Here is an 18,948-nt window from a genome sequence, read left to right as displayed (position 1 = left end):
CCCTGGGTTGGTCACCATGTGTGACTGATCGAAATGCGTGCGTAGTCGTGCCGTGTCAGTCTGGTCGAGCCCGATCCCCCTCACCCGAAACGGGAGTGAATCTCATGGGCATGCAGGACCAGTTCAAGGAGAAGGCCGAGCAGATGAAGCAGCAGGCGAAGAAGAAGATGGGCGACGCCCGCCAGGAGCCGGGCCAGCGTTCGCCGCAGGGTCACGAGCGTTCGCCCCAGGGTCACGAGCGTCCTGAGCAGGGCGGCGAGCGCGCCCAGCAGGGCCGCGAGCGTGGCCAGCAGGGTCGTGACCGCTCCACGCAGGACGCGGAGCGTACCCAGCGTGAGGCGCAGGACCGCTTCGACCAGGACTACGACGCCTAGTCGCTGCGCTCGCTTGAGCCGGGAGTGGGGTGCCCCCTTTGCGGGTGGGCACCCCGCTTCTTTTGTGTGTGTGGGTGGGGCTACGGGGGTGGGGGTCGGGGGCGTCGCCTTGCGCGGGTGCGTGGGGGCTGGTCGCGCAGTTCCCCGCGCCCCTGGGGGTGTGTGGTCGAGGGTTCGTCGCCTTCTGCGGGTTGGGTGGGGTTGGGCGCGCAGTTCCTAGCGCCCTTGGGGGGTGATGGGGGCGTGGTCTTGTGCGGGTGGGGTGGGGGCTGGGCGCGCAGCTCCTCGCGCCCCTGGGGGTGTCTGTCTCTGTCTTGTTGGGGGCGCGGTCCTCCTGAACGGGGCCGGGGCGGCCCCGTCAGGGGCGCGGGGAACTGCGCGCCCAGCCACCGCGCTCCCTCGGCGCACCGCGAACCCTGGCCCCCCGGGGCATTACTGGAACCGTGGCCCCTGGTGGGGGCTACTGCGGGGTCCCGTCAGGGGCGCGGGGAACTGCGCGATCGGCCACCGCGCTCCCGCGGCGCACCGCGAACCCTGGCCCCCGGGGGGCACTACTTGAACCCCGGCCCCCGGCGTGGGTACTGCGGGGTTCCGTCAGGGGCGCGGGGAACTGCGCGATCGGCCACCGCGCTCCCGCGGCGCACCGCGAACCCTGCCCCCGGGCATTACTGGAACCCTGGCCCCGGGGGCTACTGGTGGGGTCGCGGAGGGAGCTTGGGGCGAGAGCGGTCGGGGACCGTGGAGTAGTCCGGCGGGGAGGCCGCGGGGTGGGTCTTCAGGAGGTCCAGGGCCAGCTGGATCGCGTCGTCGAGCTGGGCGTGGCGGCCCTCCGCCCAGTCGAGCGGGGTGCGCAGGATCTCCAGGTCCGGGATGACGCCCCGGTTCTCGACGGACCAGCCGTACGCGTCGAACCAGGCCGCGTTCATCGGGACCGTGATCACCGTGCCGTCGCCGAGACGGTGGCGGCCGGTCATGCCGACGACGCCGCCCCAGGTCCGCTGCCCCACCACGGGCCCCAGCTTCAGCAGCTTGAACGCCGCGGTGATCATGTCGCCGTCCGACGACGTCGCCTCGTCGGCCAGCGCGACCACCGGTCCGCGCGGCGCGTTCGACGCGTACGACACCGGCTGGGCGTTGCGGGTCAGGTCCCAGCCCAGGATCGTGCGGGTCAGCTTCTCGACGACGAGTTCGCTGATGTGGCCGCCCGCGTTGCCGCGCACGTCCACGATGAGCGCCGGGCGGGACACCTCCATCCGCAGATCGCGGTTGAACTGGGCCCAGCCCGAGCCGCCCATGTCGGGGATGTGCAGATAGCCGCAGTGGCCGCCGCTCAACTCCCGGACGACCTCGCGGCGTTTGGCCACCCAGTCCTGGTAGCGCAGCGGCCGCTCGTCGATCAGCGGCACGACCGCCACCCGCCGCGACCGGCCCTCGCCCGCGGCGGGCGTGAACGTCAGCTCCACCGTCGTGCCGCCCGAGCCCGCCAGCAGCGGGTAGGGGCCCGTCACCGGGTCCACCGGACGCCCGTCGACATGGGTGAGCACCGCGCCCTCGCGGATGCCCGAACCGGCGAGCGGCGAGCGGGCCTTGGAGTCGGATGAGTCGCCGGGCAGGATGCGCTTGAGCATCCAGCTGCCGTCGCGGCGTACGAAGTTGGCGCCCAACAGGCCCTGCCAACGCTGGTAGTGGGCCGGGCCCTCGTTGCGGCGGGCGGCGGCGACGTACGCGTGCGACGTGCCCAGTTCGCCGAGGACCTCGCGCAGCAGGTCCGCGAACTCGTCGGGCGACGCGACCCGTTCGACCAGGGGGCGGTACTGGTCCAGGATCGCGTCCCAGTCGACACCGCCCATGTCCGGTTCCCAGAAGTAGGCGCGGGTGATGCGGCCCGCCTCCGCGTAGGCCTGGCGCCATTCGGCGGGCGGGTCCACCTCGTGCAGGATGCGGCGCAGATCGATCCAGACTGTGGAGTCGCTGTCGCCGGCCTCGGTGGAGGGCACGGCCCGCAGGTCGCCCTCGTCGGCGACCACCAGCCGGGCCCCGTCGCCGCTCACCGCGAACCAGTCCAGGTGCGAGACGAGTTCGGACTTCTTCGCCTTCGTGATGTTGAAGAACTCCAGGGTGGGGCGCCCGGTCATGTCGTCGGGGTTCGCGAAGGTCTCGCCCAGCGCGCCGGAGATCGGCCAGCGCAGCCAGACCAGGCCGCCGCCCGCGACCGGGTGGAGCTCCGAGTACTTGGAGGCGGTGACCGGGAAGGGCGTCACCCGGCTCTCCAGGCCTTCGAGTTCGACGGTGACCGCGCCGTCGCCGCCCTCGTCCTCGACCGGGTCCAGGCCTCCGGCGACCGGCCGCCCGTCCGGGTTGAGCGCGAAGGGGGAGGGCGTCGCGGAGGACAGCGGCACCAGGTAGGGGCGGCAGCCGAGCGGGAAGGACAGGTCGCCGGTGTGCACGTCGTAGACGGGGTCGAAGCCGCGCCAGGACAGGAAGGCCAGGTAGCGGCCGTCGCGTGTGAACATGGGGTTCTCGTCCTCGAAGCGGCCGTTGGTGACGTCGACGATCAGGCGGTCCTTTATCCGCGCCATCTTGATCTGCCGCAGCGAGCGGCCGATCCCGGGGTGGGACCAGGTCACCCACGCGCCGTCGGGTGAGAAGGCGAGGTCGCGCACGGGTCCGTTGATCGACCGGATCAGCTCGGTGACCTCGCCGTTGGACTCCTCGGTCGCGTCGGCGAGCAGCAGCCGCCCGTCGTTCGAGGCGATGGCGAGCCGCTCGCCCGCCGGGTCCGACACGAGCTCCTGCACCACGCCGAGTTCGCCGGAGGCGAGGCGGCGCGGCTCGCGGTCGCCGCTCGCGCGCGGCAGGTAGGCGATCTCGATGGCGTCCTCGCCGTCCGCGTCGGTGATGTAGGCGACCTGCCCGCCCGAGCCGAGCATCTCCGGCAGCCGGACCCGTACACCCGGGGTGTCGATGATGGTGCGGGCCGGCCCGTCGCGGTGCGTGAGCCAGTACAGGCTGCCGCGGACGACGACGGCGCTGGCGCGGCCCGTCTCGTCCACGGAGATGCTGTCGACGTTCTGCGTCGCGGGCACCTGGTAGGTGCGGCGGCCGGCGCGCGGACCACCGAGGCGCACGTCGAGGCGGCGCGGAATGGAGTGCGCGGTCAGGTCGTCGACGATCCACAGGTCGCCCGCGCACTGGTAGACGACCCGGGTGCCGTCGGAGGCGGCGTGCCGGGCGTAGAAGGCGTCGTGGTCGGTGTGGCGCCGCAGGTCGGTGCCGTCGTACGCGCACGAGTACAGATTGCCGATGCCCTCGTGGTCGGAGAGGAAGGCGATCCGCCCGCCCGCGAACATGGGGCAGGACAGATGTCCTTCGATGTCGGCGAGCAGATGCCGGCCGTGCAGCCAGATGCGCCCCATCGCGCCGCCCCGGTAGCGCTTCCAGGAGGCGGGCTCGTGCGGCGGGGTGCCGGTCAGCAGCAGGGTCCTGCGCTCGCCCTCGATGTCTGCGACCGCGATGTCGGCGACCGGTCCCCAGGGCAGCTTGCCGCCGGGGTCGCCGTCGGTGGGGACCTTGTAGGCCCAGGTGAAGTAGGAGAAGGGCTGGCCGTGCGAGGCGACGGCGAGGATGTCGCCGTCGGGGGACCAGCCGCAGACCTTGGTGTCCGAGCTGCCCCAGTAGGTGAGCCGTCTGCCGGGGCCGCCGGCGACCGGCGCCAGGTGGATCTCCGGCACGAGGCTGCGCCAGCTCGTGTACGCGATGTGCCGGCCGTCGGGGGAGAAGCGGGGGTGGCCGACCTTGGTGCGGTCGACGGTGACCCGCCAGGCGCGGCCGGGACTGTCGAGGGGCGCCACCCACAGGTCGTCCTCGGCGACGAAACAGAGCAGGTCGCCGCTGATGTGCGGAAAGCGCAGGTAGCCGGGCGCGTTGCCGTCCGGGGCCGACGTCTGGGACTGGTCCTCGTACTCGTCGCTCACGTCCCCATGCTTTTCCGCTCGGCGACCCCCGGCAACTCGTGCAATCGGAGACGTGACCCAGCACACGTACGAAACGGTTTCGTTTCGCTTGCGTTGAGGGTATCTTCATGGACGTACACAGAAGATGTACGCGCAGTCTTTCGGAGCAGGGAAGGTGAGTGGGATGGCTGAAGCCGCGACGGTGCGCCGCAGTCGGATCACGCCGGAGCGCGAGGCCGAGCTGTACGGCGCCGTGCTCGACCTGCTCCGCGAGGTCGGCTACGACGCCCTCACCATGGACGCCGTGGCCTCCCGCACCCGGTCCAGCAAGGCCACCCTCTACCGTCAGTGGGGCGGAAAGGCCGAGCTCGTCGCCAAGGCGATCCGGCACATGAAGACGTCTGCCGGCGATGTCGACACCGGGTCCCTGCGGGGCGACTTCCACGCGATGGTGACGCGTGAGGACGACTGTCAGATGGAGCAGAACTCCGCGCTCATGCGGGGCCTGGCCATGGCACTGCACGGAAACCCCGATCTCCTGCAGGCCTTCCGGGAGCTCATCATCGATCCCGAGACCGAGGAACTGCGCGCGGTACTGCGGCGCGCCGTCCAGCGCGGCGAGATCCGCCCGGACAACCCCGCGCAGGACTACGTGCTGCACATGCTGATCGGTGCCTTCGCGGTCCGCGGAATCATCGACCAGCGACCGCCCACCCAGGAGTTCCTCGCCTCCTACGTCGACGCCGTGATCCTCCCCGCTCTCGGCGCCTGACTCACCACTTACCGATCTGTCCCTGCCAGCGCACCTGACGCGACCGCTCACGTCGTCGGGCTGATCACCCCTGCCCCACCGGGCGATCACACCAGCCCCTGCCATCCCACGACCTGACCGGGAGAACGCCCTCGTGGCCACGTTCCTCTACAAACTCGGCCGACTCGCCTTCCGGCGACGGCACTTCGTCGCCCTGATCTGGGTGGCGCTGCTGACGCTCGCGGGCGTCGGCGCCGCCTCCGCGCCCGCACCGGGCCCGTCCTCCTTCTCGATCCCCGGCACCGAGGCGCAGAAGGCCTTCGACCTGCTGGAGAACCGCTTCCCCGGCATGAGCGCCGACGGAGCGACCGCGCGCGTCGTCTTCAAGGCGCCGAGCGGCGAGAAGATGACGGACAAGGCCAACAAGGCCACCGTCAAGAAGACCGTCAAGGAGCTCGCGAGCGGTTCCGAGGTCACCTCGGTCGCCGACCCGTTCAAGGCGAAGGCCGTGAGCAAGGACGGCTCGGTCGCCTATGCGGCGGTGAAGTACACGGTCTCCGGCATGGAGCTGAAGGACTCCTCGAAGGACGCCCTGGAAACGGCCGCGCAGGACGCGCGGCACGCCGGGCTGACCGTCGAGGTGGGCGGTGACGCCCTGCAGGCGACGCCCGAGACCGGGTCCACCGAGATCATCGGCATCGCGATCGCCGCGGTCGTCCTCGTCATCACCTTCGGTTCGCTGATCGCGGCCGGACTGCCGCTGCTGACCGCGCTGATCGGCGTGGGCATCGGCGTCTCCACCATCGCCGCCCTCGCGAACGCCCTCGACCTGGGCACCACCACGTCGACCCTGGCCATGATGATCGGCCTCGCCGTCGGCATCGACTACGCCCTCTTCATCGTCTCCCGCTACCGGGCCGAACTGGCCGAGGGCCGCGAGCGCGAGGAGGCGGCGGGACGGGCCGTCGGCACCGCGGGCTCCGCGGTGGTCTTCGCGGGCCTGACGGTCGTGATCGCGCTGGTCGGCCTGTCGGTCGTCAACATCCCGATGCTGACGAAGATGGGTGTCGCGGCGGCGGGCACGGTCGCCATCGCCGTGCTCATCGCGCTGACGATGATCCCCGCACTGCTCGGATACGCGGGCAGGAAGGTGCAGCCCGCGGGCAAGAAGAGCAGGCTGCTCGGTGGCGGGCGCGCCGCCAGGAAGGCGCCCCGGCCGAACATGGGCACCCGCTGGGCGAGCTTCGTGGTGCGCCGTCCGCTCGCCGTGCTGCTCCTCGGCGTCGTGGGCCTGGGTGCGGCGGCGGTCCCGGCGACCTCCCTCGAACTGGGTCTGCCCGACGACGGCTCGCAGCCGACGTCGACCACCCAGCGCCGCGCGTACGACCTGCTGTCGGACGGCTTCGGCCCCGGCTTCAACGGCCCGCTGATGGTCGTCGTCGACGCCAAGTCCAGCGACTCCCCGAAGTCGGCCGTCGACGAGGTGTCCGACAAGGTCAAGGACCTCAAGGGCGTCGTGACGGTGACCCCGGCGGCGTACAACAAGGCCGGCGACACCGCGACGATCACCGTGATCCCCGACACCAAGCCGTCCTCGGTCAAGACCGAGGACCTGGTGCACTCCATCCGTGACGCGGGCGGCGAGATCAAGGCGGACACCGACGCCAGCGTCCTGGTCACCGGCTCGACGGCGATGAACATCGACTTCTCGCAGAAGCTCAACGACGCGCTGGTGCCGTATCTGGCGCTGGTGGTCGGCCTGGCCTTCCTGCTGCTGATCGTGGTGTTCCGCTCGGTCCTGGTCCCGCTGAAGGCGGCCCTCGGCTTCCTGCTCAGCGTCATGGCGGCCCTCGGCGCGGTCGTCGCGGTCTTCCAGTGGGGCTGGCTGTCCGGCCTCATGGGCGTAGAGGAGACCGGCCCGATCATGTCGATGATGCCGATCTTCATGGTGGGCGTGGTCTTCGGTCTGGCGATGGACTACGAGGTCTTCCTCGTCACGCGGATGCGTGAGGCGTTCGTCCACGGGGAGAAGCCGAGCCAGGCGATCGTGACCGGCTTCAAGCACGGCGCGCGGGTCGTCACGGCGGCCGCGGTCATCATGATCGCCGTCTTCTCCGGCTTCATCGGCTCCAGCGAGTCGATGATCAAGATGATCGGCTTCGGTCTCGCGATCGCCGTCTTCTTCGACGCGTTCATCGTGCGCATGGCGATCGTGCCGGCGGTCCTGGCGCTGCTGGGCAAGCGCGCCTGGTGGCTGCCGAAGTGGCTCGACCGCTCGCTGCCCAACGTGGACGTGGAGGGCGAGGGCCTGCGCGACCTCGACGGCGGACGCCGCGACGAGGACGACGACCGGGCGCTGGCCCGGGTCTGATCACCGGTCACCGTCGGGCGGGACGTGTCCCGCGACGGCCTACGGCTGCCGGGCCCACCCCCGTGGTGGGCCCGGCAGCGCGGCTTCTCAGTGGGCGACCGGGGTGCCGGCGACCGTGTAGGTGCGGCGCAGGAAGCGCAGCAGTGCCTTCGAGTCGACCTGCACGAGTGCCACGCCCTTCGCCGAGTGGAACTCCATCACCGCCTGCACCCGGCCGCAGGGCCACACGCGGACGTCGCCGCTGGTGACGGGTCCCCGCAGGCCCTGCTCCAGCAGCTCGCGCTCGAACGTCCACTCATGGGGGCCGGGCAGCGTGATGTGCACCTGGCGGGGGTCGTCCTCGGGGTCGTAGCGCAGGGCCACCGGGACGGTCCGGCGTTCGTCGTCGAGGGAGTCGGCGGTATCGGTGACGATGTGGGCGCGGGCGTACTGTTCAACGGCGTGCATGGACCGACTCCTTACGCTGCGTGCTCGTGAGCGGAATGTGTGAATCCGCCACCACTCCAATGTGCCACATCTCACGGAAATCGCTCTCTGGAGATCCTTGACGGATAGGTTCCGGGAGCGTAAAAGCAGGTCCGCGTTATTCGAGAGTACATCGCTCTTGCAAGCGATTCGCAACAAGGCACTATCATCGAACGGTGCATGTACCTGACGGATTCATCAACGCCCCGGTCTCCGCGGTCACCGGAGTGGTCGCCGCCGGTGCCGTCGCCGTGAGCCTGCGCGGCGCCCGCCGTGAGCTCGACGAGCGGACCGCGCCGCTCGCCGGCCTGGTCGCGGCCTTCATCTTCGCCGTGCAGATGCTGAACTTCCCGGTCGCCGCCGGGACCAGCGGACACCTGCTCGGCGGTGCCCTGGCCGCGATCCTCGTGGGTCCCTTCACAGGGGTCCTCTGCGTCTCCGTCGTCCTGCTGATGCAGGGCATCCTCTTCGCCGACGGCGGTCTCACCGCGCTCGGCGTCAACATCACGGACATGGCGATCGTCACGACGGTCGTCTCCTACGCCGCCTTCCGCGGCCTGGTGAAGGTGCTGCCCCGCAAGCGGCGGTCCGTGACCGTCGCCGCCTTCGTCTCCGCGCTGCTGTCCGTCCCGGCCGCCGCCGTGGCCTTCACGCTCATCTACGCGGTCGGCGGCACCACCGACGTCCCGATCGCCAAGGTCGCCACCGCCATGATCGGCGTGCACGTCCTCATCGGCATCGGCGAGGCGGCGATCACCGCGCTGACCGTCGGCGCCGTCATCGCCGTACGGCCCGACCTCGTGCACGGCGCGCGCGGGCTCCAGCAGCGGCTCAGGCTGCGGGTGAACGGGGAGCTCGTGGACGCCCCGGCCGCCACCCCCGCCCCGGCGGCCGCCCGCTCCTCGCACCGCAAGGTGTGGATCACCGGCCTGGTCACCTCCCTCGTCCTCGCCGGGTTCGTCAGCTTCTACGCCTCCGCGAGCCCCGACGGCCTGGAGAAGGTCGCCAAGGACAAGGGCATCGACACGAGGACCGAGAAGCACGCGACGGAGGACTCCCCGCTCGCCGGATACGGCGTCAAGGACGTCTCCGACGCCCGGATCTCCGGCGGTCTCGCGGGCGTGATCGGCGTCGGCGTCACCGTCGTCGCGGGCAGCGCGGTCTTCTGGGCGGTCCGCAGACGCCGTACGTCCGACGGCGTGTCCCCCTCGTCCACCTCCCAGGTGGCCTGACGTGGGCGCGGGGCACGCACACCGCCTCTACCGCCACGGGCACTCGCCCGTGCACACACTGCCTCCGCACACCAAGCTCGCGGCGTGCTTCGCCTTCGTGGTCGTGGTCGTCTCCACCCCGCGCGAGGCGATGTGGGCGTTCGCGCTGTACGCCGTGCTCCTCGCGGCCGTCGCGTACGCGGCGCGCGTGCCCGCCGGGTTCCTGCTGAAGCGGCTGCTGATCGAGATCCCTTTCGTCGCCTTCGCGGTGCTGATGCCGTTCGTCGCCGAGGGCGAGCGGGTGGACGTCCTCGGGCTGTCGCTGAGCGTGAACGGCCTGTGGGGCGCGTGGAACGTCCTGGCCAAGGGCACGCTGGGCGTCGCCGCCTCCGTGCTGCTGGCCTCGACCACCGAGCTGCGCGAGCTGCTGCTCGGCCTCCAGCGGCTCAAGCTCCCGCCGCTCCTCGTGCAGATCGCCTCCTTCATGATCCGGTACGGCGACGTCATCACCGACGAGATGCGGCGGATGCGCATCGCGCGGGAGTCGCGCGGCTTCGAGGCCCGTGGCGTGCGGCACTGGGGTGTGCTCGCCAAGTCGGCGGGCGCGCTCTTCATCCGGTCCTACGAGCGGGGCGAGCGCGTGCACCTCGCCATGGTGAGCCGCGGCTATGCCGGCTCCATGCCGGTCATCGACGAGGTGACCGCGTCCCGGGCGCAGTGGTCCCACGCGCTCGCCCTGCCGTTCGCCGCCCTCGTCGTATGTCTGCTGGGATGGACGCTGTGACAGCTTCTCTGGAGGTCTCCGGCCTCGCCTTCGCCTACCCCGACGGCCACCAGGCCCTGTTCGGCGTGGACTTCCGCATCGGGCGCGGCGAACGCGTCGCGCTGCTCGGCCCGAACGGCGCCGGCAAGACCACGCTCGTCCTCCACCTCAACGGCATTCTGACCGGCGGCGCCGGCACGGTGACCGTGGCCGGTCTCCCCGTCGACAAGCGGAACATGGCGGAGATCCGCCGCAAGGTCGGCATCGTGTTCCAGGACCCGGACGACCAGCTGTTCATGCCGACGGTGCGCGAGGACGTCGCCTTCGGCCCGGCCGCGGCCGGGATCAAGGGAGCCGAGCTGGAGGAACGGGTCCGCACGGCGCTGGAACTGGTCGGCATGGCGGCGTTCGCCGACCGCCCCCCGCACCACCTGTCGTTCGGACAGCGGCGCCGGGTGGCGGTCGCGACCGTCCTCGCGATGGAGCCGGAGATCCTCGTCCTGGACGAGCCCTCCTCCAATCTCGACCCGGCCTCCCGGCGCGAACTCGCCGACATCCTGCGCTCGTTGGACGTCACCGTCCTCATGGTCACGCACGATCTGCCCTACGCCCTCGAACTGTGCCCCCGCGCGCTCGTCCTGAGCGAGGGCGTGATCGCCGCCGACGGGAGGACCGGCGAACTGCTCGGTGACGACGAGCTGATGCGCACACACCGCCTGGAGCTGCCCTTCGGGTTCGACCCGCGCTCCGTGACAATGGGCGCGTGACGAATCGACAGGACCCCGAGGCAGCAGCGCCCGCAGCGCCCACCGGGTCCCTGCTGCTCGGCGACCAGCTGTGCTTCGCGTTGTACGCCGCGCAGCGGGCGGTGACCGCCGCGTACCGTCCGCTGCTCGACGAACTCGGCCTCACCTACCCGCAGTACCTGGTGATGCTCCTGCTGTGGGAGCACGGCGAGGTCACCGTGAAGGAGCTGGCGACCGCGCTGCACCTCGACTACGGCACGGTGTCGCCGCTCCTCAAGCGTCTGGAGTCGGCGGGGCTGCTGCGCCGCGAGCGTTCGGAGCGCGACGAACGCTCCGTGCTCGTCGCCCTCACCGGGCGTGGGGAGATGCTCCGGGAACGTGCTGCGGACGTGCCGCAGGCGCTGCTGGAGGCCACGGGGCTGTGCGGCGCGGAGGCCGGGCGGCTCCGGGAAGAGCTGGGCCACCTGGCGGAGCGGGCCGGGAAGGCGGCGCGGGCTCGCTGATCCCGGCGGTCGCCCGCCGGGGTGCGGCGCCGTGATCCCGGTGATCGCTCCGCCGGGCCCCGGCACGTGCCGGGTTACCCGCGGTTTCCACCCCCTGGCGGCACGCCATGGCCTACCGGTCGGTATCTTGTGCGCGATGCATTTGTGCGCAGCTGTATTGCCTGCCATGACGCCTGCCCCGCTGCCCGGCGTCGTGCCCGCCGTGTCGCCCGTCGTGTCGTAAACGCTCAGGGGGAGGTCCCGCGATGATCGATGGCAGCGCTGTCGACACCCGCCCGACGAAGATCATGTACGTCGCCGAGGCCACCGCCCACGGTGGCCGCAACGGCTATGTGACCAGCCAGGACGGCCAACTCGACCTGAAGGTCGCGATGCCTCCTGCCCTCGGCGGCGACGGCGACGGAACGAACCCGGAGCAGCTGTTCGCGGCCGGTTTCAGCGCCTGCTTCCACAACGCGCTGGTCCTGGTGGGCCGCCGCGCCGGATACGACCTCTCCGGCTCCACGGTCGCCGCGAAGGTCGGCATCGGCCCGAACAAGCAGCGGGGCTACGGACTCGCGGTCGCCCTGAGCGTCTCGCTCCCCGTCGTCGACCAGGAACTCGCGACGAAGCTCGTCGACGCGGCCCACGAGGTCTGCCCGTACTCGAACGCCACCCGCGGCAACATCGAGGTCACGATCCTGCTCGGCTAGGACGCCGAGCGCCCGGCCCAGGAATCGGAGCCGGTACGTGCGTGTTGCACTCACCGTCGGCAGTGGTACGAGTGGGTGACAGGAGCGCGGGCGTGGACGTGAACGGCACAGTGGCCGAGGGCTTCGAGCCGGTCAGGGAGGCGTTCGTACGCAACTTCGAACTCCTCGGGGACCGGGGCGCCGCCGTCGCCGTGTACCGCGACGGCCGGCGCGTGGTCGACCTGTGGGGCGGCACCCGCGACGTCGACGGCACCGAACCCTGGCAGCACGGCACCGCGCAGATCGTGCGCTCCGCGACGAAGGGCGTCGCCGCCGCCGTACTGCTGCTGCTCGCCCAGCGCGGCGAGCTCGACCTGGACGCCCCCGTCGGCCACTACTGGCCGGAGTACAAGGCGCACGGCAAGGAGCACACGCTCGTCCGGCACCTGCTCGCGCACCGGGCCGGGGTGCCCGTCCTCGACCGCCCGCTCACCCCCGCCGAGGCCGGCGACCCGGACCTCGCCGCCGCGGCCGTGGCCCGGCAGGCACCGGCGTGGGAGCCGGGGGCGGAGCACGGCTACCACGCCCAGACCTACAGCTGGCTGACCGGCGAACTGGTCCGGCGGGTGACCGGGCGCACGATCGGCGCGTGGATCGCGGACGAGATCGCCGGGCCGCTGGGGCTGGACCTGTGGGTCGGGCTGCCGGACGCGGAGACCGGACGGGTCGGGCGGGTCGCGCAGGTCGCGGCCCCACCGGCGCCGGGCGGCCTGCGGACCCGCCCCAAGCGGGCCGTCTCCGAGGCGTACGCCGACCCGGAGAGCCTCACGAGCAGGGCCTTCACGGCCATCACCCCGCTGCCGGACGAGAACGCCCCGGCCTACCGGGCGGCGGTGCTGCCCGCCTCGAACGGCATCGCCACGGCGGACGGCCTGGCCCGTTTCCACGCCGCGCTGATCGGCGAGGTGGACGGCGTCGGGCTGTTCTCCCCGGACACGGTGTCGGCCGCGCGCACGGAACAATCGGCGGGCCCCGACCGTGTCCTGGTCGTGGGCACCCGCTTCGGCCTCGGCTACATGCTGCACGGCTCGGCCTCGCCCCTGCTGTCCCCGGGATCCTTCGGCCACCCCGGCCGCGGCGGACCCCTCGGCTTCGCCGACCCCGAGTCGGGCATCGCGTTCGGCTACGTCACCAACGGCTTCCGCAAGAGCGTGACCGCGGACGCGCGGGCACAGGCACTGGTCCGGGCGGTCCGCGCGTCGATCGACGCCTGACGCCCCAGGGGCGCGCGCCCCGGCCGGGTCCTCGTGGGCCCTAACCGGTGTGCAGCATCAGGCCGATGCCCACGACCAGCAGACCGGCCGCCGCGATCCGGGGCGCCCCGAACCGCTCCTTGAAGAAGACGGCGCCGATGGCCGCGCCCACGATGATCGAGGACTCCCGCAGAGCGGCGATCGGCGCGAGCTCCGCGCGGGTCTGCGCCCACAGGACCAGTCCGTACGCCGCGACGGAGAGCGCCGCGCCGAGGAAGCCGACCGCCGCGAACGGCCGCAGCACGGAGACGAGTTCGCCGCGCCAGCGGTGGAGGGCGTACGCCGGGATCACCACGCCCTCGATGGCCATCAGCCAGGCGATGTACGCGAGGGAGGAGCCCGAGGCACGCACGCCCAGACCGTCCACGACGGTGTACGCGGCGATCGACGCGCCCGTCGCCAACGCCGCCCCGATCGCCGCCCAGTTGGGCCGGCGCCCGCGCAGCCCCCACAGGGCCACACCCGTCAGTCCCGCGCAGGACAGCGCGATGCCCGCCGCCGCCCAGCCGTCCGGCACCTCGTGCGCGAAGACCGCCGCGAGCGCGGTGACGATCAGCGGGGCGGTGCCGCGGGCGATCGGATAGGCCTGCCCGAAGTCACCGAGCCGGAACGAGCGCATCAGCAGCACGTAGTACGCGACATGGATCACGGCCGACGCGATCAGGTACGGCCAGGCCCCGGACGCGGGGAACGGCACGAACGGCACCAGGGCGAGGCCGATCAGCATGCCGCCGCCCGCGATCAGGGTGAAGCCGACGAGCTTGTCGCTGATGCGGTGCGCGATCGCGTTCCAGCAGGCGTGGGTGACCGCGGCGAGCAGGACGGCCGCGGTGACGACAGGGGTCACGCGGTCTGCTCGCGCACGTCCGCCAGCGTGGCCCCGGCGTGTGCGACCAGGCTCTCGGGGTCCATCGGGAAGACGACGTACGGGGTGCCCGCAGCGGCCCACACCGTGTCGTGGGCGAGCAGCGAACGGTCGGCCAGGACACGGGTCCTGGTGCGGTGGCCGAACGGCGGTACGCCGCCGATCGCGTACCCCGTGGTCTCCCGCACCACGGCGGCCTGGGCCCGGGTCACCTTCTCGGCTCCGAGCTCCTTGCGGACGAGCTCCACGTCGACCCGGGACGCGCCGTCCATGAGCACGAGCACCGGCACGCCGTCCGCCGCGAAGATCAGCGACTTGCAGATCTGGCTCAGCTCGCAGCCGATCGCGGCGGCCGCCTCGGTGGCGGTACGGGTCGCGTCGGGGAAGCGGCGGATGCGTGCGTTCAGCTCGTCCAGCCCCAGCTCCGTGAGGGCCTCGGCGAAACGTGGGTGGGCGGCGTTGTCTTCCGTGGCGGTCATGAGCAGCACGCTAGCGGTCGGTGTACGCGGCACGCGAACGACTTCCGGCCGCCCCCGTGTGCGGACCGGGCCGCACCGGGGCCCGGTCCGTCGCCGGGCAGACGGGAACGGTCGGACAGGGCCTAGTCCCACCAGAAACGCCACAGCGGGGCGCCGACGAGGGACTGCGCGTACCGGGGGAACGGCGTCGGCGGATCGTCCACGATGTTGTCGGCCGTGGTCAGGAGGTGTTCCAGGGCGACGCGATCGGCCTGTTCCCGGGTGCGCGGCGGGCTCGCCACGGAGACGTACAGCGTCGCCCCCACCAGGGTGAGGACCCGGGCCCCGAAGCGGTCCTCCCAGCTGCGCAGCAGGGCGCACAGCAAGGTCTTCGGAGCGCCGCCGTACCAGTCGAGGAGCGCGGGGATGTCGGCGCTCCGCTCCGCGGCGACCAGACCGAGGCGGGCTTCGGTCAGCGCGTACGGGTCGTCGTCCACGAGGTGCGCGAAGGCGGCCCGGGCGGCCTCGTCCGGGTCGACGCCGCTGCCGGGCAGGGTGGCCGGGGCGAGTCCCGGCCACTGCTCGAAGGGCGGGCCGGGGTCGTCCTCCCACGGCTCGACGTCCTCGGGGCAGTCGAACGGCTCCGGCGGCACGTCGGGCACCGCGAACCTGCGCCGCCGGTACTCGGCCCAGTTCTTGGCCAGTTCGCCTTCGAGGTCGAAGGCGTCGACGTCCGCGGGGTCGAAGGGGGTCGGGCGGACGTCGGAGTAGCAGAGGACCGGCAGCAGACCAGTGGCGGCCTGCTGACGCTGGTGGCCGGTCCAGGCCGCATACGGGTCGGCCGGGGGTCTCTCGGAGCACCACAGGACCGGGGTGCCGTCCGGGGTGCCTATCAGGCGGCCGGCGGGCAGTCCGTCGGGGAGCGGGAACGTCATGCCCGGAGCGTAGGGCCGGCCACTGACAGCGCTCTTCAGGCCGGTCTAGCTTCCGCTCTTGAGCAGGGCCGCCACGATCGGTCCGGCCGTGTCGCCGCCGTGCCCGCCCTGCTGCACGACGCCCGCCGCCGCGAGGTCGCCCTTCCATGCGGTGAACCAGCCGTTCGGCTTCTTCTGGCCGTCCACCTCGGCGGAGCCGGTCTTGGCGCCGTAGTCCGGGCCGAGGCCGGACATCGCCTCCGCGGCGGTGCCGTACCCCGCTGTGTACTGCATGACCTCGCGCAGCTGCGAGAGGGTCGAGGCGGACATGGTGCGGCTCGCCTTGGCCAGCGTGCGGTGGTCCACCGACGGGGCGACCAGGTAGGGCTGGTGGAAGGTGCCGGCCTTGACGGTCGACGCGATCGAGGCCATGTTCAGCGGGTTCATCCGGACGCCGCCCTGGCCCATCAGCTCGGCCGCCATCTGCGCGGCGCTCTGCACCGGCACGGCGCCGTCGAAGGACGGCACACCGATGGACCAGTTGTTCAGCCCGATCCCGAAGACCTGTTGGGCCTGCTTGGTCAGGTCGTCGTTCTCCAGCTCCTTCGCCTGGGTGATGAAGGCCGTGTTGCAGGACCGCGCGAAGCTCGCCTTGAACGTGCCGTTCTTGATCTCGAAGTCGTCGTCGTTGTGGAACTTCCAGCCGCCGTACGTCGCGGTCTTGGGGCACGGGTGCGGCTTGTCGGCGGAGGCGAGCCCCTTGTCGAACAGCAGCGATGCCGTGATGACCTTCATCGTGGAGCCGGGTGCGAGGGAGCCCTGGAAGGCGGTGTTGAAGCCGTGACTCGTGTTCGCGACGGCGAGGATCTCACCCGTCGACGGGCGCATCACGACCACCGACGCCTTCTCCTTGGCGGCCACCTGGCGCTCGGCGGCCGACTGGAGGGCCGGGCTGAGCGTCGTCTCCACGGTGCCCGGCGTGCCCTCGCTCAGCGTCAGCAGGGTCTTGTCGGGGGTCTTCTGCGTGCCCTTCTTCGCGGCCTTGCGGACCACGCGCAGCTCGATGCCCGCCTTGCCGCCGGCCGTCTTGCCGTACTTCTCGCGCAGCCCGTCGAGGACGGTGCCCAGCGAGGGGTACTTCGCGGCGGTCAGCTCCTTGCCCTCACGGTCGAGGGCCCTGACCGGGGGCGTGCCCGACTCGCCGGTGACGAGCCGGTCGCCGTCCTGGAGGTCCGGGTGGACGACGGACGACGCCCAGCCGACCAGCGGAACGCCGTCCTTGGCGCGCCGCACGACCGTCAGTTTCGACTCGTACGCGAGGGGCTTGGTCTTGCCCTTGTAGGTGACGGTGGCCTTGACGGAGAACGGGACGGCGGCGCCCGACCGCGTGCCGCCGGTCAGCGTCACACCGGTGATGTGCGCCTCCTTGGCGTAGCCGGTCAGCGTGGTGGCCGCGGAGGCAGAGTCGTCGGTGGCCGCGGCGGCCTTCGCGACGTCGCCGCTCTGCCAGGCGGTGAGGAAGGCCGTCGAGGCCTTGTGCACCTCGGCCGCCGACAGCGGGCCCGTCTTCACGGCCTTGCGGGTGGTGGCCTGCGATCCCTCGTCGGCCGCCGCTCCGCCGTCGTACAGGCTGTAGACGCCGAACGCCCCGCCGACCACGACGACGGCGATCACCCCGCCGAGCACGGCGGGCTGCTTCGTCTTCCGCCGCTCGGCGACGCGTCTTCTCTTGCCCACAGCTACTCGTCCTCCGCTGAATACCCTGGTGCCCCCGTGGCCTCATGTTTCCAACGATGACCACCACCCTAGGGTCCCGCTCCGTCCGGGGTGACTTCAGCCACCGGTTCGTAGCACAGCTGCGACGATCGGACCGGCGGCGTCGCCCCCGTGACCGCCCTCCTGGGTCATGGCGGCCGCCGCGACGTCGTTGCGGTAGCCGGTGAACCAGCTGTTCGACTTCGCCTGGCCGTCGACCTCGGCGGAACCGGTCTTGGCGCCGTAGTTCGGGCCGAGCCCGGCCATCACCTGGGCGGCGGTGCCGCTGATCGCGGTGCGGTTCATCATGGCCCGCAGCTGGGCGACCGTGCCCGCGGACAGGCCCTTGGCCTTGGCCAGCTCACGGTCGTCGAGGGCGCGCGGCACGATGACCGGCTGCCGGAAGACGCCCGTCACGGCGGTGGCCGTCACCGACGCCATGTTCAGCGGCGACATCTGGACCTGACCCTGGCCGATCAGGTTGGCGGCCGTGTCCGGGCCCCCGGAGGCGGGGACGGAGCCGTCGAAGGACGGGATCCCGGTCTTCCAGTTGTTCTGGCCGAGGCCGAAGTTCTGCTGCGCCTCGTTCGTGAGCCAGTCGACCTTGAGATCGTCCGCGTACTTCACGAACGCCGTGTTGCAGGAGCGCGCGAACGATTCGGACAGCGTGGCGTTCTCGTTGGGCGGCATGTTCTTCAGGTTGTGGAAGGTCTGGCTCTGCCACACGGCCTCGGGCGGGCAGGGCGCGGGACCGGTCGCCGTCGTGACGCCGCGGTCGATGAACATGGCGGCGCTGATGATCTTCATCGTGGAGCCGGGGGCGAGCTTGCCGAGGAAGGCCGCGTTGAAGCCGTCCTCGCGGTGGTTGGCGACCGCGAGGACCTCGCCGGTGCTCGGCTTCACCGCCACCACCGACGACTCGTCGTACTGGCGGACGGCCTTCTCCGCGGCGGCCTGCGCGTTCGCGCTGAGCGTGGTGCGGACCTTGCCCGCGCGCCCCTTCGCGAGCGTCACCAGCGGGGTGTCCGGGCTCTGGTCGCCGTGCCGGACGGCCAGTTCGATCCCGGGCGAACCGCCCGCCGTGTCACCGTACTTGTCGCGCAGCGCGTCCAGGATCGGCCCCAGAGAGGGGTACTTCTCCTTCGTCAGGACAACGTTGTTCCGGTCCACGGCCTCGATCGCCGGGCTCGCCGACTCGCCCGTGACCAGCGTGTCCCCGTCCTTCAGCTCGGGGTGCACGACGGACGGCTTCCAGCCGACCAGCGCCTTCCCCGTCGTCTCGCCCCGCACGACGCTCAGTTCGGAGTCGTACGAGAAGGGCTTGCTCTTCCCCTCGTACGACACCGTCGCGCTCACCGAGAACGGCACGGTCGTGCCGGACGGCGTGCCCGGTGTGATCCGTACCTTCGTCAGGTGGGCCTCGGCGCTGTAGGAGGCCAGCAGCGACTCGGCCGCCGTCGCGTAGTTGGTGTACCGCGCCGCCTTGGCCGCGTCGCCCTTCTCCCAGGCCGCGAAGAAGGCGCGGCTGGTCTCCTTGACCTCCGCGCCGCTCGGCGGGCCGGTCTTCACGGGTGCCGGCCCGGCCGTGCCCCCGTCCCCGCTGACCGCGGTCACCAGGTTGTACGCGCCGTACCCGGCGCCCCCCACCATCACCGTGAACACGCTGCCGATGACGACAGCCTTCGCCCCTCTGCGCATTGCGCCGCCCCTCCCCGTAAGCCTTCGCACTGTAGGCCCGGGCAGTGACGGCCGTGACCGGAGTTTCCAGATGTTGTCCGAAGAGAGATCAGAAACAGGACCGAACCGGACAACGGGCCACAACCTTGAACGCTGTT

General features: G+C 71.6%; 16 protein-coding genes. 9 read left to right on the top strand and 7 right to left on the bottom strand.

The genetic code is table 11. The features are described from left to right. Window positions 1-104: 104 nt before the first annotated feature. Window positions 105-374 carry a hypothetical protein gene (locus BKI49_RS15720; protein WP_095934908.1) on the top strand — a complete coding sequence of 90 codons (270 nt, stop codon included), beginning with the start codon at window positions 105-107 and terminating at the stop codon, window positions 372-374. A gap of 689 nt (window positions 375-1,063) precedes the next feature. Here BKI49_RS15720 and BKI49_RS15715 read toward each other — a convergent pair. Next, on the bottom strand, window positions 1,064-4,348 hold the full coding sequence (locus tag BKI49_RS15715) for a S41 family peptidase (RefSeq protein ID WP_095934907.1): 3,285 nt from the start codon (window positions 4,346-4,348) through the stop codon (window positions 1,064-1,066). Between the two features lie 163 nt (window positions 4,349-4,511). Here BKI49_RS15715 and BKI49_RS15710 point away from each other — a divergent pair, with 163 nt between their 5' ends. After that, a complete protein-coding gene (locus BKI49_RS15710; RefSeq protein WP_095934906.1) occupies window positions 4,512-5,099 on the top strand; it encodes a TetR/AcrR family transcriptional regulator in 588 nt (195 codons plus the stop codon). Between the two features lie 133 nt (window positions 5,100-5,232). Next, window positions 5,233-7,449, top strand: a complete 2,217-nt coding sequence (locus tag BKI49_RS15705) for an MMPL family transporter (RefSeq protein WP_095934905.1) — start codon at window positions 5,233-5,235, stop codon at window positions 7,447-7,449. Window positions 7,450-7,536: 87 nt separating this feature from the next. Here the strand turns inward: BKI49_RS15705 and BKI49_RS15700 are convergent, their stop codons facing one another. Continuing rightward, window positions 7,537-7,896, bottom strand: a complete 360-nt coding sequence (locus BKI49_RS15700) for an SsgA family sporulation/cell division regulator (RefSeq protein ID WP_028804874.1) — start codon at window positions 7,894-7,896, stop codon at window positions 7,537-7,539. A 194-nt stretch (window positions 7,897-8,090) separates the two neighbouring features. Between BKI49_RS15700 and BKI49_RS15695 the strand changes: the two genes are divergently transcribed. The 6 genes from BKI49_RS15695 to BKI49_RS15670 all read left to right on the top strand — a co-directional run bounded on the left by BKI49_RS15695 (window position 8,091) and on the right by BKI49_RS15670 (window position 13,082). Continuing rightward, on the top strand, window positions 8,091-9,146 hold the full coding sequence (locus BKI49_RS15695) for an energy-coupling factor ABC transporter permease (protein WP_095934904.1): 1,056 nt from the start codon (window positions 8,091-8,093) through the stop codon (window positions 9,144-9,146). Between the two features lies 1 nt (window position 9,147). Then, window positions 9,148-9,909, top strand: a complete 762-nt coding sequence (gene cbiQ / locus BKI49_RS15690; protein WP_095934903.1) for a cobalt ECF transporter T component CbiQ — start codon at window positions 9,148-9,150, stop codon at window positions 9,907-9,909. Continuing rightward, complete coding sequence (locus BKI49_RS15685) at window positions 9,897-10,655, top strand: energy-coupling factor ABC transporter ATP-binding protein (protein ID WP_179332462.1); 759 nt, start codon at window positions 9,897-9,899, stop codon at window positions 10,653-10,655. The genes cbiQ and BKI49_RS15685 overlap by 13 nt, the downstream gene beginning before the upstream one ends. Beyond that, the gene (locus BKI49_RS15680; protein WP_095934901.1) at window positions 10,652-11,137 is read left to right on the top strand and encodes a MarR family winged helix-turn-helix transcriptional regulator; all 486 of its coding nucleotides are present in this window, start codon (window positions 10,652-10,654) and stop codon (window positions 11,135-11,137) included. The genes BKI49_RS15685 and BKI49_RS15680 overlap by 4 nt, the downstream gene beginning before the upstream one ends. A 245-nt stretch (window positions 11,138-11,382) precedes the next feature. Further along, window positions 11,383-11,829 (top strand): organic hydroperoxide resistance protein, encoded by a 447-nt coding sequence (locus BKI49_RS15675; protein WP_095934900.1) that lies wholly within the window; start codon window positions 11,383-11,385, stop codon window positions 11,827-11,829. Window positions 11,830-11,921: 92 nt separating this feature from the next. Next, complete coding sequence (locus BKI49_RS15670) at window positions 11,922-13,082, top strand: serine hydrolase domain-containing protein (protein ID WP_095934899.1); 1,161 nt, start codon at window positions 11,922-11,924, stop codon at window positions 13,080-13,082. Window positions 13,083-13,122: 40 nt separating this feature from the next. Here BKI49_RS15670 and BKI49_RS15665 read toward each other — a convergent pair whose 3' ends face one another. From BKI49_RS15665 to BKI49_RS15645, 5 genes are all read right to left on the bottom strand, one after another. Beyond that, the gene (locus tag BKI49_RS15665) at window positions 13,123-13,968 is read right to left on the bottom strand and encodes a DMT family transporter (RefSeq protein WP_095934898.1); all 846 of its coding nucleotides are present in this window, start codon (window positions 13,966-13,968) and stop codon (window positions 13,123-13,125) included. Beyond that, window positions 13,965-14,465, bottom strand: coding sequence for a YbaK/EbsC family protein (locus BKI49_RS15660; RefSeq protein ID WP_095934961.1), 501 nt, complete (start codon window positions 14,463-14,465; stop codon window positions 13,965-13,967). The genes BKI49_RS15665 and BKI49_RS15660 overlap by 4 nt, the downstream gene beginning before the upstream one ends. A gap of 122 nt (window positions 14,466-14,587) precedes the next feature. Continuing rightward, window positions 14,588-15,379 carry a DUF4253 domain-containing protein gene (locus tag BKI49_RS15655; protein WP_095934897.1) on the bottom strand — a complete coding sequence of 264 codons (792 nt, stop codon included), beginning with the start codon at window positions 15,377-15,379 and terminating at the stop codon, window positions 14,588-14,590. 45 nt (window positions 15,380-15,424) lie between these two features. Then, complete coding sequence (locus tag BKI49_RS15650) at window positions 15,425-17,095, bottom strand: penicillin-binding transpeptidase domain-containing protein (RefSeq protein ID WP_095934896.1); 1,671 nt, start codon at window positions 17,093-17,095, stop codon at window positions 15,425-15,427. 96 nt (window positions 17,096-17,191) lie between these two features. Next, the gene (locus BKI49_RS15645) at window positions 17,192-18,811 is read right to left on the bottom strand and encodes a penicillin-binding transpeptidase domain-containing protein (RefSeq protein WP_095934895.1); all 1,620 of its coding nucleotides are present in this window, start codon (window positions 18,809-18,811) and stop codon (window positions 17,192-17,194) included. Window positions 18,812-18,948 lie beyond the last annotated feature (137 nt).

It is taken from the genome of Streptomyces sp. Tue6028 (assembly GCF_002300165.1).
GTDB lineage: Bacteria > Actinomycetota > Actinomycetes > Streptomycetales > Streptomycetaceae > Streptomyces > Streptomyces siamensis.
The sequence above is the reverse complement of the archived record's forward strand: the minus strand, read 5'-3'. Positions and strand labels throughout refer to the sequence as shown.